Genomic DNA, 14905 nt, shown 5'->3' with positions numbered 1-14905 from the left:
AATCTCCTTAATTACAAAGCGCTTTGCTTTTTGATAAGTGCTTTGTTAAGCGAATCGTTGTGCCCATCTCAGGTGATGAATCGATACTGACATCATCCATGAAATTTTCCATAATAGTAAAGCCCATTCCAGAACGCTCAAGCTCAGGCTTAGTCGTGAATAAAGGCTGGCGGGCTTCTTCAAGATCTGTAATGCCCCTGCCTTCATCACGAATGGTCATATATACGACATGATCTTCCAGCGTCACTGAAATGTAAACTTTTCCGTCACAGTTCTCTTCATATCCATGGATAATAGCATTCGTCACAGCCTCTGACACGACTGTTTTGATTTCGGTCAGTTCGTCCATTGTCGGGTCAAGCTGGGCAATAAACGAAGCAACTGTGACACGGGCGAACGATTCATTCTGGCTGAGGGCAGAAAATTCAAGATGCATTTCGTTTTTCATGATGCCACCCCCAGCGTCAGCAGCGCCTGCTGCTCAGATTGTTCAAAACGGATAATTTTAAACAGACCCGACATATCAAACAGCCGCTTCACCGCAGGCGAGATAGCGCAAACGACCATTTCCCCGCCAATTTGCTTAATTTGCTTGTATCTTCCTAAAATGACGCCAAGCCCCGAGCTGTCCATAAAGGAAAGGTCCTCCAGGTTCAGCACGATATGGCGAATATCATCCTTCTCCAATGATTGAGTCACTTTTTGTTTCAGGGTTTCAGCCGTGTGGTGATCGAGTTCGCCTGTTAATCGAATACAAAGCACAGATTCTTTGACATGCATGTCAATTCCAAGGCTCATGCTCATTCCTCCTTGATATGATCGGATAATGAGTGTTTCGATTTCGACGGAATGAATTCCTTCACCGTGACAAAACTAGTGATCATTCGGCATAATTATTTAAATTTTGTCCAGTCTCCCATCGTCCGCTTCAAGAATGTTATGAACCCGGCTTTCTTCATATCTTCTTTAGCAGCAACAGGACTTTCAGCGAGCACTTCTCCATCCTTTTTCAGAACGAGTGTCCCAAGCTCTTGGCCTTTTTGAACAGGAGCACTTACATTGTCATTCAATTTGATTTCTTTTTTCACATTTTTCATATCCTCGCCTTTTTTCGTCAATATTGAAATCGGCTCAGAAGTAGTGAGTTCGATAAATTTTTGTTTGCCTTTTTTGACCTTTACTTTTGCTACTATTTCATTTCGTTTATATAAAGGATGTGTTTCATATTGACTAAAAGCGAAATCAAGCATCTTTGTCACTTGCGCGTTTCTATCTTTAGGTGTGCTCGCTCCGAACACAACCGCAATGGCCCGCATGTTTCCTTTTTTAGCTGAAGCTGTCAGACAATATTTGGCCTCTCCTGTATAGCCTGTTTTTACACCGTCTACGCCAGGATAAAATTTGATAAGCCGATTCGTATTGACAAGCCAAAACTTTTTATCTGTATTTTCGCGCAAATAGTCTTCATACGTGCCGGTAAACTTCGTTATTGATTCGTATTTCAATAATTCCTTAGCCATGATTGCCATGTCATACGCAGAGCTGTAGTGTCCCTCCTCGGTCAGTCCGGTCGGGTTTTTGAAGGATGTATTTTTCAAGCCCAGCTCTTTTGCTTTTTTGTTCATTTTCTTCACAAATTCTTCTTCAGAGCCGGAAATGAATTCAGCCATCGCAACGGAAGCGTCATTTCCCGATGCGATTGCGATGCCTTTCAGCATTTCTTTGACAGTCATTTCCTCACCGGGTTCAAGGAAAATCTGCGAGCCGCCCATTGAAGCCGCGTGCTCGCTCGTACGGACCTTATCACTCATTTTGATTTTGCCTTCATCTAAAGCTTCCATAATTAAAAGCATCGTCATAATTTTCGTCATGCTTGCAGGCGCCAGTCTCTCATTACTGTTCTTGTTGTAAAGCACTTTTCCCGTGTCACGTTCTATCAGCACCGCAGACTTCGCTTCATGAGCAAGCTCCGATGTGCCTTTTCCGTCTTGTTTTGCAAATGCAGACGGTGCAAATGTAAGTAGCATTATACCAATCAACAAAGTGGATAAAAGACGTTTCATCTCAAAAGCCCTCCATTTCATAATCCTTTTTATTTTTTCCAAGCCGGATGGTTTTATACGCCACTGATGGAAAATGTTTCGTATCTTTTTTGGGCATAAAAAAAGACAGCTGCGTCATATCAGACACAGCTGTCTTTTGATCTTGCTATCACTCCATTTTTATTCGTACTGAGCGACGACTGCTTTTACAAGCTGCAAGAATCCTGCTTTTACTTTTTCCGTCACTTCCATTACTTCATCGTGACTTAAAGGCTGATCCAGAATTCCGGCTGCCGCGTTAGAGATGCAGGAAATGCCAAGGACACGCATTCCTGCATGATTCGCCACAATGACTTCCGGAACAGTAGACATGCCGACTGCGTCAGAACCCATTGTTCTTAAGAAACGGACTTCTGCCGGTGTTTCGTAAGATGGTCCTGTCACAGCGGTATAAACGCCTTTTTGAATTGGAATGTTAAGGTCTTTCGCAATTTTTTCAGCCAAGCTAGAAAGGTCTTTGTCATAGGCTGAAGACATATCTGGAAATCTGGCGCCGAAATCGGCTTCATTTGGCCCGATCAGCGGGTTTGTTCCCATAAAGTTGATATGGTCAGTAATGATCATTAAGTCTCCCGCACGGAATTCAGTATTGACACCGCCAGCGGCATTTGTCACGATCAATGCTTCCACGCCGAGCGCTTTCATCACGCGTACAGGGAAAGTGACTTTCTCCATCGAATAGCCTTCATAAAAATGAAAACGGCCCTGCATAGCTATGACGGAAACTCCTTCAAGGGTGCCAAGCACAAGCTGGCCAGCATGTCCCTCAACAGTGGATACCGGGAATTCAGGTATATCTTCATATTTCAGCTTGACCGGATTTTCGATTTCATCCGCCAAAATACCAAGACCTGAGCCTAAAATAAGGCCGATCTTCGGAGATTCCGGCAGGTTTTTCTTAATAAAAGCGGCTGCGCGTTCGATTCTGTCTTTCAAGAAACAGTCCCCCTATTGTAATAAAGATAAAAAGCTTTTCCCGTATTTCGGTTTATTCGTTTGGAAATTATCAGCGATCGTTGCGCCGATATCAGCAAATGTATCTGCAAGCGGCAGCATTTGCGCTTTCTTATGTTTTTTGCTGTAAGCAAGAATCGGCACGTACTCGCGTGTATGGTCTGTCCCATGATGAATCGGATCATTGCCGTGGTCAGCTGTAATGATTAACAGATCGTCTTCTTTCATTTTCTCAAACACTTCCGGAAGACGTGCATCAAATTCTTCAAGCGCACGTCCGTAGCCCTCTGGGTCACGGCGATGTCCGAATAAAGCGTCAAAATCAACAAGGTTCGCAAAGCTCAGACCAGTAAAGTCTTCTCCCAGCGTATCGATCACCTTGTCCATTCCGTCCATATTGGAAACTGTTCTCCGTGAAGATGTAATGCCTTCTCCGTCATAAATATCAGAGATTTTTCCGATTGAGATCACATCTAAGCCGCTGTCTTTCAATTCATTCATGACAGTGCGGTCAAATGGCTTAAGCGCATAGTCATGACGGTTTGGTGTCCGTTTAAATTGTCCCGGCTCTCCGACGAACGGCCGTGCGATAATGCGGCCTACCATATACTTCGGATCAAGCGTCAGCTCTCTCGCCGTTTCACAAATGCGGTACAGCTCTTCAAGCGGCACAACCTCTTCGTGAGCGGCAATTTGCAGAACAGAGTCAGCAGATGTGTATACAATTAAAGCCCCTGTCTCCATGTGCTCCTGGCCAAGTTCATCCAAAATCGCTGTGCCGGAAGCCGGCTTATTTCCGATAATTTTGCGTCCAGATCTCTTTTCCAGCTCCTGAAGCAGTTCATCAGGAAAGCCTTCCGGGAACACTTTAAACGGTTTATCAATATACAAGCCCATGATCTCCCAATGGCCAGTCATGGTATCTTTACCGTTAGACGCTTCTTGCATTTTTCCAAAATACGCAAGCGGATGTTCTGTTTTTTCTACACCTTTGATATCTCCGATGAGACCAAGGCCGAGTTTTGCCATATTCGGCATATGTAATCCATTCATATGCTCGGCAATATGCCCGAGCGTATTGGCGCCTTCGTCATTAAAGTCAGCGGCATCCGGCGCTTCGCCGATTCCGACTGAGTCCATCACAATTAAAAACACACGATTATATTTGTATGCAGGCATCTCCTGAAAGCCTCCTTTTTTTCTATACGTCTATTGTATCGCTAAGAGGTCAGACAACTCAAGTATAAACCGTTTTCATTCCCGTTGACAATGCATTCGGAAATAATGAGAAACTTCAATATTTTCTGTCGCCCTAAACAAAAAAGCCGCAGCCACCTGCGGCTAGGCGCGCGGATGAAATTGCTTGTACACATCCTTCAGCCTTGTTTTCGTCACATGCGTATAAATTTGCGTCGTGGATATATCCGCATGGCCGAGCATTTCCTGCACCGCTCTAAGATCAGCACCGTTCTCAAGCAGATGGGTCGCAAAGGAATGCCTGAGGGTATGCGGGGTCAGCTCTTTTTTGATCCCAGCTTCCAGCGCGATTTTCTTCAGGTTTTTCCAAAATCCCTGGCGGCTGATCTGTTTGCCGTGATGATTTAAAAAGAGAGCGTCAGACACATTGTTCTTTAACAGTTTTCCCCTGGCTTTTGTCATATATTCCTCAATAGCGGAAGCGGCGGCTTCTCCGATTGGCACAATCCGTTCTTTTCTTCCTTTCCCGAAGCAGCGGACAAAACCCATGGATAAATGAACATCTGCCGTTTTCAATTCAATCATCTCACTGACTCGTATGCCTGTCGCATAAAGCAGCTCTAGCATCGCTTTATCCCGATAGCCGAAAGGGCTTGTCAGCTTAGGCGTGTCCAATAATCGCTCGACCTCATTGAGCGCGAGCACCTTCGGAAGCGCCCGTTCGGTCTTTTGTGTTTCGATATGAACGGAAGGATCCTTGTCCGTCACCTTTTCCCTGAGCAGAAATTGGTGAAAAGAGCGAATCGATGCCAAATGCCGCGCCGATGTCTTGCCGGATTTCCCCGAGTCCTTCAAGTGCTTTAAATATTGGATAATATGTATGCGGGTTACGTGATTCCAATCTGTAACATGAAGGGTTTCTGTTAAATAGAGAGAATAGCTTTTCAAGTCACGTTCATAGGATACCACCGTGTTTTGGGAAAGCCCTCTCTCTACCATGACGTAGTGGATGAAATCCTTTATTTGATCTTTCACTCTTGATCTACTCCCCGTTTTGGTAAAAAAAGATCAACCGGTCGAACCATCCGCCTTTTTCATCCTGATCCATTTCAACAACTTTTACAGCGGAGCCTTCCGGTTTATCGTACCGATGATAGTTTTCATACTCTTGATTCACCCATATCATAGCATAATAGAACAGAGCGGTAAAACCGGTAAACAGGATGAAAACTTTCAATGCATCGAGAGCTGTTTTTAGGAATCTTCCCATGTCCTAATCGATCCTTTCCCTATGGTTCCAGTTATTTAAACCATATGCCAAATCAGAAAGGTTTTATACATAGAAACAGCAAAAAACCCTTTCCCCATGAGAAAAGGTTCGCGCTCGGCACCGTTTATTCAGTTTCTTTTCCGTTACAGCGGTGGCATATGCCGTGAAACGTCAATCTATGATCTTTAATCTTAAATTTCCAATCACGTTCAATGATTTCTTCCACGTCTTCAAGCAAATCTTCTTCAATTTCATCAACGGCTCCGCACTCCATGCACACCAAGTGGTGATGAAAGTGAGCTGCGCCCTCTTTCCGAAGGTCGTAACGGGACACGCCGTCTCCAAAGTTAATTTTATCAACGACTTTTAATTCAGTTAATAATTCAAGCGTACGGTATACTGTTGCGAGACCGATCTCAGGAGATTTCTCTTTTACGAGGAGGTATACATCTTCTGCGCTTAAATGGTCTTCTTCGTTTTCAAGCAGCACTCTTACTGTCGCTTCACGCTGAGGCGTAAGTTTGTAGCTGGATGAGTGCAGTTGTTTCTTAATTCGATCAATACGGTTTTCCATGTCTTTCCCTCCTACGCCGCATTCCATGACTCATTATAACAAAATACGCGCAGAGTTCCAACTATAATTATTATAAACTGATAAATAAAACGATTTTCTTTTAATAATCATTTTAAAAAAGTCTCGATGTAAGCTTTTCCATTAAAACTGGAGATAAATATGCTTCAAAGAGTGATGAGATCAGCGCTAAAAACAGAATGACCAGAAGCACAAAGGCATACCGCCCGAACCACTGAATCGGCGCGTCATGAAGGCTTCGTTTCACGAACAGCTGCCTGATTAACTTTAAAGAAAACGCAATCGCACACGTACCCATAATGAGATAAGCCGGAATCAGCAGCACATTTTGGGGCAAAACGGAGACAAAGGATAAGAAAAAACCGCTGACTCCCATCTGATTGACAAGGAACCCGACAGTAAAGCCGACGACGATGCCTTTTAGAAAGATCATGATAAAAATAATCGGCATCCCAATAACGGAAATTCCCAATATCCACATCAACCCTAAATACTTTGCATTATGAAAGATACTTTGCCCAAACATATCAGATGAACTTGCCTGTTTTCCATCCGAAAGCTGTCCGAAAAATTGGCTTAAATAGTAGTATAAATCTTCTTTCTGGCTGATGGTCATGCTGTTGACAATAATCGCGCCAAAGATGACACCCATGAAAAACAGGACTGAGACAAATATATAAAGAGAGAGATGATCTTTGACATGTCGGAGAAACATGTCCTTATAAGAGATTTTTCGCATACCGTTTCCTCCCGCCCGCTCTAGTGATTTGATTTAATAGATTGTATGAAAGAAACGGAAAAACATGCCCTTTTTCAAAAAAGAAACGATAGAGAAGAATGCTAGGCGGCTTTTTGGAGCACAAAAAAATCCTTATCATCAACTGCCGTATGATCATAAGGATTCTTATGCTTCCGTTTATTCAAAATCTCTTTTTTGCTTTTTGCCAATCTTTCATGTGTGCTGAACGATGGTGTACTGCCTCTTGATAATATGACGTCACGTCCGCCATTTCTAAGCAGATGCTCCCGCTTCTTTTTCGCTCGGCTTTTTGCCATTCTGATCACTCCCTTATTTATTTTCACAACAATTATAGCAAAGATCATCATATGATGAGAAAAAACAGCACCTGTTTATGCCAGGTGCTGTTTTCCTACATTTATTTTACTGCTGTAAGAGCGGCGTGCTCAACCGCAGCCGCTACCTCATGATGGACTTTTGAATCAAGCGGCTGAGGGACTACATCGCCTTGTTTTGTGCAGGCTGCGATGGCCTCTGCTGCTGCGACAAGCATATCATGATTAATCTCCTTGCTTTTTGCGTTGAGCGCTCCTCTGAAAATCCCCGGGAAACCGAGTACATTATTAACAGAACGCCCGTCAGCGGCATATGCGGCGCCAGCCTGCAGCGCGGCCTCCGGCTCAATTTCCGGCTTCGGATTCGATAAAGCCAAAATCACCTGGCCAGAACGCACAAATGCTGGTTTAATTAACCCTGGAACGCCCGTTGTGGCAATGACAATGTCACACGTTTCCATGAGCTTCTCAATGCTGGCAACTGCCTGTCCGCCGTATTGTTCGAGACGGTTCATTGCTGCCTCCGATTTGTCTGTTCCGTACACAGCTTTCACACCGTAGGCCATAAACATCCGACAGATGGCAACGCCTGCTGCGCCCAGGCCGATTTGTCCCACTTTCGCTTCTTTCAGGTCAACACCCGCACTCCTGCATGCCGAGATGGCAGCTGCCAGCGTGACAACAGCTGTACCGTGCTGATCATCATGCATAACAGGGATGTTCAGCTCCTCTTTTAGGCGGTCCTCGATTTCGAAGCAATGCGGCGAGCCGATATCTTCAAGCAGGATGCCGTTAAAACCCGGAGAAATATGCTTTACCGTTTTGATGATTTCTTCAGGATCACTCGTATCCAGCAATATCGGAATACCGCTAATACCCGCCAGCTGATCAAACAGAGCAGCCTTTCCTTCCATGACAGGCATGCCTGCCACAGAGCCAATATTCCCAAGACCGAGAATTGCCGTTCCATCCGTTACAATCGCCACAGAATTGCTGATCGTTGTATAAATAGACGCTTTTTCAGGTTCTTTTTCGATCAGCCTGCACACGTCTGCTACACCTGGTGTATAGACACGTCCGAGCTCTGCCAGTGAGCGGATCGGCATTTTGCTTTTCATTTGGATTTTTCCGCCTTCATGTGCGGACAGGACTTCATCAGATACGGTGTGAAGCCTGATCCCTTCTCCCAAGGCCTGTACAGCCGCGATCACTTCCTGAAGCTGTTCTTCATTCTCCACTTGAACGGTAATATTCCGCATTGTGTAATTGGGTCCGACTTTTACCGTCTCCACTTCACCAATATCCCCGCCCAGAAGGCCGATTGCCGTAGCTACCCTTCCAAGATTTCCGGGAACCGAAGGCGTTTCGATCATCAGTGTCCGAATCATGTGTTTCGCTATCATTCAGTGATCCTCCCCTATTAGCCTAGTTTTTCGGCTTTAACTGTATTGTTTTTCGTATACCATATAAATTTTCCTGTATAACCATAGATAATAGCAAGACCTATTGCAACAAAACTGAGCCACATAAACGGCAGATAAGAGAAGGTAGAAACTCCTAGTATCCCCGCCATGTAAATACCGTTATCAGACCAAGGAACCATACCTGAAGTTAATGTTCCTCCGACCTCTGAATTACGGGATAGCACTCTTCTGTCGAGATTTAATCGATCATAGCTGTTTTCCATAATCTTCGGTGTCAAAATAAGAGAAACATACATCGCACAGCCGAAAATGTTCGCTAAAAACGCTACAATCAGCGTAGATAAAGTGACGTTGCCCGGTGATGTTAATTTCTTTTCAAACATAGAGACGATCACTTTTAAGACGCCAAGCTTTTCAAGCAGTCCGCCAAATCCGAGACCAAAGATAATGACGACAAGGGAACCGAGCATTCCAACGATGCCTCCGCGATTTAACAGGCCGTTCAAGAATTCAACATCTGTTTTAATCGAGAATCCGTTGTAGGCAGTTGCAATCGCATCCGCTGGATTCATGCCTTGGAAAACAACAGCCCAGACAGCGCCAAGCAAAGCGCCAATTACGATAACCGGCATTGACGGCTTTTTCATCGCCAATAAGATAATCACGACAACAGCTGGGATCAGCATCCAAATATGAATGTCAAACGTATTTTGCAGAGATGATTTCAAGAATTCAACTTTATCAAGGTCAATATTTTTCCCGCCGTACATAAAGCCGGTAATTGTAAATAAAATTGCTGTAATCACATATGCTGGCACAGATAAAAAAAGCATTGCTCTGACATGATCTAAGACATCCACTTTTGATAGCGAAGAAGCCAGAACTGTGCTGTCAGACAGAGGAGACAGCTTGTCCCCGAAATAAGCGCCTGATAGAATAGCTCCAGCTACAAGAGGAAGCGGAAGGCCTAATCCCTCTCCAATTGCAATCATGGCAATGCCGGCAGTTCCGACTGTTCCCCATGACGTTCCTGTTGCTACAGACATAATTGAACAAATAATTAACGTTGCAAGTAAAAAGATGCTAGGGTGAATAAATTCTAAACCATAGTAAATCAGAGTCGGTACAATCCCTCCGGCGATCCATGTTCCAATAAGTGCTCCTACTGAAACAAGAATCAGAACGGCTTCAAGACCGTTTGATATTCCATTCAGGATGGCATTTTGCATATCTTTATAAGAATAACCGAGTCTGATTCCGAGAATCATTGCGATAAACCAGGAAATGAAGAGCGCGAGCTGTATCGGCAAGTCTAAAAAGACTGTAAACGACATGACAAGTGCTAAAAATGATCCTAGGACAATAATAATTTCGAATAGTGTTGGCAGTCTTACATCCTTCAAAAGAAGTCCCCCTTCATGTAAAAAGCTAAAACGCTTTCAATAAATAGTGCAACACGTATACTATACTTCCTCATCCCTATGTTGTAAACAGCTTATTCATCCGGGCTATACGGAGATGAATAAGCTGTATTTTGTTTAAATTTTATTTTTCTAATAGTTCTTTCCCTGCAATACCTGGTTTTGTCATCTCATATGGGTTTAGAATAAGATCTAACTCTTCTTCTGTCAGCACATCATGCTGCAGGCATAGATCACGGACTGATTGGCCTGTCATTATTGCTTCCCGGGCAATCCGGGCTGCCGCTTCATACCCAAGGTGCGGATTGACTGCAGTGATCACTCCTGCGCTTTTTTCCACGTATTGTTTCAAGCGTTTTTCATTGGCTTCGATGCCTTTTAAGCAATAGTCAGTGAACGAACGGAAGCCGTTGTTCATGATGCTGATGGATTGAAGCAAGTTAAAGACAAGCACTGGCTCCATAACGTTCAATTCAAGCTGGCCGGCTTCTGAAGCAAGGCAGATTGTATTATCGTTTCCAATGACCTGGAATGCAATTTGGTTGATTAGCTCGGCCATAACCGGATTGACTTTCCCCGGCATAATGGATGATCCCGGCTGACGTGCTGGCAGAGAAATTTCCGCAAGTCCGGCGCGCGGGCCTGATGCCATCAAGCGAAGGTCGTTTGCGATCTTAGACATGTTCATCATGCAGACCTTTAATGAAGCCGATACCTCTGTATAGGCATCTGTATTTTGTGTCGCATCAACGAGATGATCAGCTCCGACAAGGGGAAGACCGCTGATATCAGCAAGGTGCTTTACAACCTGTTTGATATATTCAGGATCGGCGTTCAGGCCTGTACCTACAGCAGTTGCGCCCATGTTGACTTCATACAGGTGCTGGCGTGATTGCTTGATCCGTTTGATATCACGCTCCAGAACACGGCTGTACGCTTCGAATTCCTGGCCAAGACGAATCGGAACAGCGTCTTGAAGGTGTGTCCGGCCCATTTTAATAACAGAATCAAATTCCTGTGCTTTTTGTTTGAACACACTATGCATATCTTCCATTGTTTTCAGCAGTTTTTCCAACAGCTTCAATGTAGAAATATGAATAGCGGTCGGGAATACATCGTTTGTAGACTGTGACATATTCACATGTGTGTTTGGGCTTAAATGGATATAGTCTCCCTTTTTATGTCCCATGATTTCAAGCGCCCGGTTTCCGATAACCTCATTCGCATTCATGTTCATAGAAGTTCCGGCACCGCCCTGAATCGGATCGACGATAAACTGATCGTGCCATTTGCCTTCCAGAATCTCGTCAGCTGCTTGTACGATAGCTTGGCCAATTCCTTCATACAGCCGTTTCACGTCCATGTTGGCAAGAGCCGCAGCTTTTTTTACAATCGCCAGCGCGTTAATCATTTCTTCATGGATCTTGTATCCCGTAATCGGAAAGTTTTCAGAAGCACGGAGCGTCTGGATTCCGTAATAAACATCAGCTTCAATTTGTTTTTCTCCAAGGAAGTCTTTTTCCACGCGGTATTCTTTTTGGCCGTTTAACATAATCTTTAACCCACTTTCTCTTTGTTGGTCATAGTTTCTGTGATTTTACAGGACAACGTCATCAGCAATCGGTGTTTCCATAATTCTCTTGACGACTGGAAGATCCGAAGACTGGCCGAGTGCCCACATCAATTTTGGCACGATTGCTTCTGTGTTCATATTTCTGGATCGGATAATTAAGTCTTGATTGACTCTGCGGCCGACCTCGTAAATGCTCATGTCTTCGCCTTCTTCCAGACATTGAGTTGTGATCACGACGACAATGCCGCTTTCGATCAGTTCATTCACTTTTGACAAAATGTCTCTGCCTTCAAATGGCACGCCCCCGCTGCCATAACTCTCAATGACAATTCCTCTGTACATGCTTTTCAGGGCATCAAACATTTCAGGCTTTAAGCCTGGATGCAGCTTCAGCAGACATACATCAGTGCATAGTGAAGTATCAACTGTGAAGGTGTCGTTCTCAGGTTCCGTTACTTGTTTGTTGTATTCGATCCCGTCTTCATTGATAAAAGCGATATATGGGTAATTGATGCTTTCAAATGCGTCGTAGCTTTTCGTTCTTAATTTGATCGCACGCGTTCCTTGGATGACTCTGCCGTCAAACACAACATAAACGCCGCCCACGCCTTCACAGGCAAAGCGAATCGCGTCTGTAATATTTTTTTTGGCATCAGTTTTTTGGAATGTGATCGGAATCTGCGAGCCGGTGATGACAATCGGCTTTTTGGCATGCTGCAGCATATATGAGAGTGCGGCAGATGTATAGGCCATTGTATCTGTACCGTGTGTAATAACAAATCCGTCATAGGCATCATAATTTTCCTTAACGGCTTCCGCTATTTCCACCCAGTATTCAGGCTGCATATTGGTGCTGTCTATATTCATAAGTGACTGAGTTTCCATCGTGTAATCGTTATCAAGTTTTGATACGTAACTTAATAATTCATCAGCCTTGACTCCGGGAGCCAGCCCATTTTCCCCTTCAACTGAAGCAATCGTTCCCCCAGTTGTCAACATCAATAATTTTTTCATACCATGCACCTCTTCACTGTATCTAAAGATGGGTTGCGAGAAGGCATTCGCTTTTCGCATACTTTTAATGCAATTATAGACACGGAAAATAAAATACGCAAGACATTATTATTCAATTCGCGTACACTTCCTAATACCTATATGATATAATCAGCTCAAGGTGAAAAAGGAGCGGAAGTTCATGAATCTAGATCGTTTAACTGAATTGAGAAAAAAGAAAAATTGGTCGCTTCAATATACAGCTGACCTTCTGGGTATCGCAAAAAGCACATATGCCGGCTACGAGTCAGGCTACCGCCGGCCTTCGCTTGAGGCACTTGCCATGCTGGCTGACCTCTTTGACACAACCTGCGATGAACTTTTGGGCCGCGAGAAACAAAAGCAGACTGCTCCTCAGACCATTGAATTGACCACGTGGAGCAGCCTTGACTTTAACATTTCTGTTGATGGCAAGCCGCTGAGTGAAGACGAAATCATCCAGCTGATCACCTTTATCCGGACAAAAAGAAAAGTGCAGGAGGAACTTAGTTAATCTTTAACTCACCGTTTAACTTTCCCGTAGGTTCCTCCTCCTCCGGCTTTCAACTCCAGCTTTCCGGATCTCGCTTTTACAATAAGAGCCGCGGTTTTCGGCGGGACAACGCGAGCCAACTCTTCTTCTGCAGCCTCATGAAGAACAGCCATTTCTGTTCCGAAGGCTTTTTTTAGTTTGTCCAGCGTTTTCGGACCGACACCCGGAACAAATTGCAGCGGGATCTGATGAACATATCGCGGACGCGAGACGCGAACTTCAGTCTGATCACTCAATTCACGCAATCTTTCGCTGACTCCCTTAGTAAATCTGGCATTTCCGCAATTCGCGCACGCCGTTTCTCCGCTCACAGCAGGTTCCCCGCACGCTTCGCAAGCCGTCTGATAATATTTCCCCAATAGCGGGTCCAAGCCGTAATTTGCGGTAATTGTCCTTTCACCCTGCCCCCTTAATGCAAGAGCAAATTCAGTAAAATCAGCTGACTGTACATATAGTTCATTATATTCTCTGCCGATTTTGGCTAACGAATGTGCATCAGAATTTGTTAAAAAAGTATACTGATTCAACTCAGATACGTGTGAAGCCATGTCTGTATCACAGCTTAATCCGAGCTCCACCGCATCTATCATAGTGGGATCAAAAACCTCGGTTAAACTTGATTTAACCCCTTTTCCATATAAGCTTTTATGCGGTGTAAAGATATGGGCGGGGATAAACAGCCCGCCCATTTCCTTCACTTTTTTTTGCAGCTTCAAGCCCGTTTCATAAATCCGTTGTGAGCTTAAGTGAATATTTTTCAGCCGCGCTGACAGCCAGTTTGAAAACAGCTTCATATCAGCCAGCGTCGGCATAAAGACGAGCACATGGATCGGCCCGCTGCAGGCTTCATCATAAATCTCCAGTTCGCTTCCTAATAAAAGAGTCGTGCTGCGATAACGAATCCCCCCGCCGTCAAGCTCGTGATATCTTCCAGATGAAATGCCTTCCTCAAGCTCTAGGATGACTTCCGGAGAATGACAGTCGATAATACCAAGAAGTTCAATTCCTTTATGTTCACTGGCTTCAACCAAAATTCGGTCTAGCGTTAGCGTTTTGGCGCCTGTTATTTTGACAGCCCTTCCTGTAAAGGTCCGGCCGATATGAATGTGCAAATCCGCGTAAATCTTCTTCATTTTTGTGCTTGGAGCGCTTCTTTCAGCTGAAGATACTGAATCGCATAGGCTGTTTTAGCATCATATACTTCACGCGACTCAACCAGCTTCAGCGCATCTTCAAGCGTCACCTCCATCACTTCAACAAACTCGTCCTCATCAAGCTCCCGTTTTTCTTCGAGTACAGAAAGCTCTTCAGCAAGAAACACGTGAACTATTTCATCAGCAAAGCCGGGCGATGTATAAAACGCAGTGATTTTTGTCAGTTTTTTCGCTGTATACCCCGTTTCCTCTTCAAGCTCCCGAAGTGCCGTGTACTCCGGCTCCTCCCCTTTTTCAAGCTTTCCGGCAGGAATTTCAACGATCGTCCGCTCAAGCGGCTTGCGGAATTGTTTCACCATGATGATTTTCCCTTCATCTGTGACAGCTAATATGGCTGCAGCTCCAGGGTGTTTTACAATTTCACGTTTACTCGTTATCCCGTTTGGCAGCTCAACGTCCTCTACATAAAGATCAATGACTTTACCTGAAAAGATCTGTTCTTTGGCAATTGTTTTTTCTTCTAATGATTTCATTTCTTCATCTCCCGTTCTGTCTCTAT

General features: G+C 44.4%; 17 protein-coding genes. 1 reads left to right on the top strand and 16 read right to left on the bottom strand.

What is annotated here, in order from left to right; translation table 11 throughout:
- Positions 1–7: 7 nt before the first annotated feature.
- The 14 genes from spoIIAB to ansA all read right to left on the bottom strand — a co-directional run bounded on the left by spoIIAB (position 8) and on the right by ansA (position 12621).
- Positions 8–448: an anti-sigma F factor gene (gene spoIIAB, locus AC0DBE_RS03545; protein WP_003223955.1), complete on the bottom strand. Its 441-nt coding sequence runs from the start codon at positions 446–448 to the stop codon at positions 8–10.
- Positions 445–798 carry an anti-sigma F factor antagonist gene (spoIIAA, locus tag AC0DBE_RS03540; RefSeq protein ID WP_003223957.1) on the bottom strand — a complete coding sequence of 118 codons (354 nt, stop codon included), beginning with the start codon at positions 796–798 and terminating at the stop codon, positions 445–447. The genes spoIIAB and spoIIAA overlap by 4 nt, the downstream gene beginning before the upstream one ends.
- 95 nt (positions 799–893) lie before the next feature.
- Positions 894–2063: a D-alanyl-D-alanine carboxypeptidase DacF gene (dacF, locus tag AC0DBE_RS03535; RefSeq protein WP_041520991.1), complete on the bottom strand. Its 1170-nt coding sequence runs from the start codon at positions 2061–2063 to the stop codon at positions 894–896.
- Positions 2064–2222: 159 nt separating this feature from the next.
- Positions 2223–3038 carry a purine nucleoside phosphorylase I, inosine and guanosine-specific gene (locus AC0DBE_RS03530; protein WP_014114270.1) on the bottom strand — a complete coding sequence of 272 codons (816 nt, stop codon included), beginning with the start codon at positions 3036–3038 and terminating at the stop codon, positions 2223–2225.
- Between the two features lie 12 nt (positions 3039–3050).
- Positions 3051–4235: a phosphopentomutase gene (gene deoB / locus AC0DBE_RS03525; protein WP_061187609.1), complete on the bottom strand. Its 1185-nt coding sequence runs from the start codon at positions 4233–4235 to the stop codon at positions 3051–3053.
- Between the two features lie 162 nt (positions 4236–4397).
- Positions 4398–5288 (bottom strand): site-specific tyrosine recombinase XerD, encoded by an 891-nt coding sequence (gene xerD, locus AC0DBE_RS03520; RefSeq protein WP_003236743.1) that lies wholly within the window; start codon positions 5286–5288, stop codon positions 4398–4400.
- Between the two features lie 7 nt (positions 5289–5295).
- Positions 5296–5523 carry a YqzK family protein gene (locus AC0DBE_RS03515; RefSeq protein ID WP_003223970.1) on the bottom strand — a complete coding sequence of 76 codons (228 nt, stop codon included), beginning with the start codon at positions 5521–5523 and terminating at the stop codon, positions 5296–5298.
- 124 nt (positions 5524–5647) lie between these two features.
- Positions 5648–6097 (bottom strand): ferric iron uptake transcriptional regulator, encoded by a 450-nt coding sequence (fur, locus tag AC0DBE_RS03510; protein ID WP_003223972.1) that lies wholly within the window; start codon positions 6095–6097, stop codon positions 5648–5650.
- A gap of 112 nt (positions 6098–6209) precedes the next feature.
- A complete protein-coding gene (gene spoIIM / locus AC0DBE_RS03505) occupies positions 6210–6854 on the bottom strand; it encodes a stage II sporulation protein M (RefSeq protein WP_014114272.1) in 645 nt (214 codons plus the stop codon).
- Between the two features lie 101 nt (positions 6855–6955).
- Positions 6956–7171 carry a hypothetical protein gene (locus tag AC0DBE_RS03500; protein WP_061187606.1) on the bottom strand — a complete coding sequence of 72 codons (216 nt, stop codon included), beginning with the start codon at positions 7169–7171 and terminating at the stop codon, positions 6956–6958.
- 101 nt (positions 7172–7272) lie between these two features.
- Positions 7273–8592 carry a malic enzyme-like NAD(P)-binding protein gene (locus AC0DBE_RS03495; protein WP_014114274.1) on the bottom strand — a complete coding sequence of 440 codons (1320 nt, stop codon included), beginning with the start codon at positions 8590–8592 and terminating at the stop codon, positions 7273–7275.
- Positions 8593–8609: 17 nt separating this feature from the next.
- Complete coding sequence (gene mleN / locus AC0DBE_RS03490; protein WP_061187604.1) at positions 8610–10016, bottom strand: malate-H+/Na+-lactate antiporter MleN; 1407 nt, start codon at positions 10014–10016, stop codon at positions 8610–8612.
- Positions 10017–10158: 142 nt separating this feature from the next.
- Positions 10159–11586: an aspartate ammonia-lyase gene (gene aspA / locus AC0DBE_RS03485; RefSeq protein WP_014114276.1), complete on the bottom strand. Its 1428-nt coding sequence runs from the start codon at positions 11584–11586 to the stop codon at positions 10159–10161.
- Positions 11587–11631: 45 nt separating this feature from the next.
- The gene (gene ansA / locus AC0DBE_RS03480; protein WP_003223983.1) at positions 11632–12621 is read right to left on the bottom strand and encodes an asparaginase; all 990 of its coding nucleotides are present in this window, start codon (positions 12619–12621) and stop codon (positions 11632–11634) included.
- Positions 12622–12802: 181 nt separating this feature from the next.
- Here ansA and ansR point away from each other — a divergent pair, with 181 nt between their 5' ends.
- Positions 12803–13153: an HTH-type transcriptional regulator AnsR gene (ansR, locus tag AC0DBE_RS03475; protein WP_014114278.1), complete on the top strand. Its 351-nt coding sequence runs from the start codon at positions 12803–12805 to the stop codon at positions 13151–13153.
- An 8-nt stretch (positions 13154–13161) separates the two neighbouring features.
- Here the strand turns inward: ansR and AC0DBE_RS03470 are convergent, their stop codons facing one another.
- Entirely contained in the window at positions 13162–14325 is a 1164-nt protein-coding gene (locus AC0DBE_RS03470) for a TIGR00375 family protein (protein WP_268455924.1), read from the bottom strand.
- Positions 14322–14879, bottom strand: coding sequence for an ADP-ribose pyrophosphatase (gene nudF / locus AC0DBE_RS03465; protein ID WP_472961088.1), 558 nt, complete (start codon positions 14877–14879; stop codon positions 14322–14324). Before nudF ends, AC0DBE_RS03470 begins: the two co-directional genes overlap by 4 nt.
- Between the last annotated feature and the right edge of the window lie 26 nt (positions 14880–14905).

The organism is Bacillus sp. VA15 (genome assembly GCF_055721145.1).
Note: the sequence above shows the minus strand (reverse complement) of the source record. Positions and strands in the feature narration are given on the sequence as shown.

Bases quoted from the DNA above. Each gene is read 5' to 3' on its own strand.
- AC0DBE_RS03500 (WP_061187606.1), bottom strand. From the start codon at position 7,171: ATGGCAAAAAGCCGAGCGAAAAAGAAGCGGGAGCATCTGCTTAGAAAT.
- deoB (WP_061187609.1), bottom strand. From the start codon at position 4,235: ATGCCTGCATACAAATATAATCGTGTGTTTTTAATTGTGATGGACTCA.
- dacF (WP_041520991.1), bottom strand. From the start codon at position 2,063: ATGAAACGTCTTTTATCCACTTTGTTGATTGGTATAATGCTACTTACA.
- ansR (WP_014114278.1), top strand. From the start codon at position 12,803: ATGAATCTAGATCGTTTAACTGAATTGAGAAAAAAGAAAAATTGGTCG.
- fur (WP_003223972.1), bottom strand. From the start codon at position 6,097: ATGGAAAACCGTATTGATCGAATTAAGAAACAACTGCACTCATCCAGC.
- spoIIAA (WP_003223957.1), bottom strand. From the start codon at position 798: ATGAGCCTTGGAATTGACATGCATGTCAAAGAATCTGTGCTTTGTATT.
- spoIIAB (WP_003223955.1), bottom strand. From the start codon at position 448: ATGAAAAACGAAATGCATCTTGAATTTTCTGCCCTCAGCCAGAATGAA.
- nudF (WP_472961088.1), bottom strand. From the start codon at position 14,879: ATGAAATCATTAGAAGAAAAAACAATTGCCAAAGAACAGATCTTTTCA.
- AC0DBE_RS03495 (WP_014114274.1), bottom strand. From the start codon at position 8,592: ATGATAGCGAAACACATGATTCGGACACTGATGATCGAAACGCCTTCG.
- AC0DBE_RS03515 (WP_003223970.1), bottom strand. From the start codon at position 5,523: ATGGGAAGATTCCTAAAAACAGCTCTCGATGCATTGAAAGTTTTCATC.
- spoIIM (WP_014114272.1), bottom strand. From the start codon at position 6,854: ATGCGAAAAATCTCTTATAAGGACATGTTTCTCCGACATGTCAAAGAT.
- ansA (WP_003223983.1), bottom strand. From the start codon at position 12,621: ATGAAAAAATTATTGATGTTGACAACTGGGGGAACGATTGCTTCAGTT.
- aspA (WP_014114276.1), bottom strand. From the start codon at position 11,586: ATGTTAAACGGCCAAAAAGAATACCGCGTGGAAAAAGACTTCCTTGGA.
- AC0DBE_RS03470 (WP_268455924.1), bottom strand. From the start codon at position 14,325: ATGAAGAAGATTTACGCGGATTTGCACATTCATATCGGCCGGACCTTT.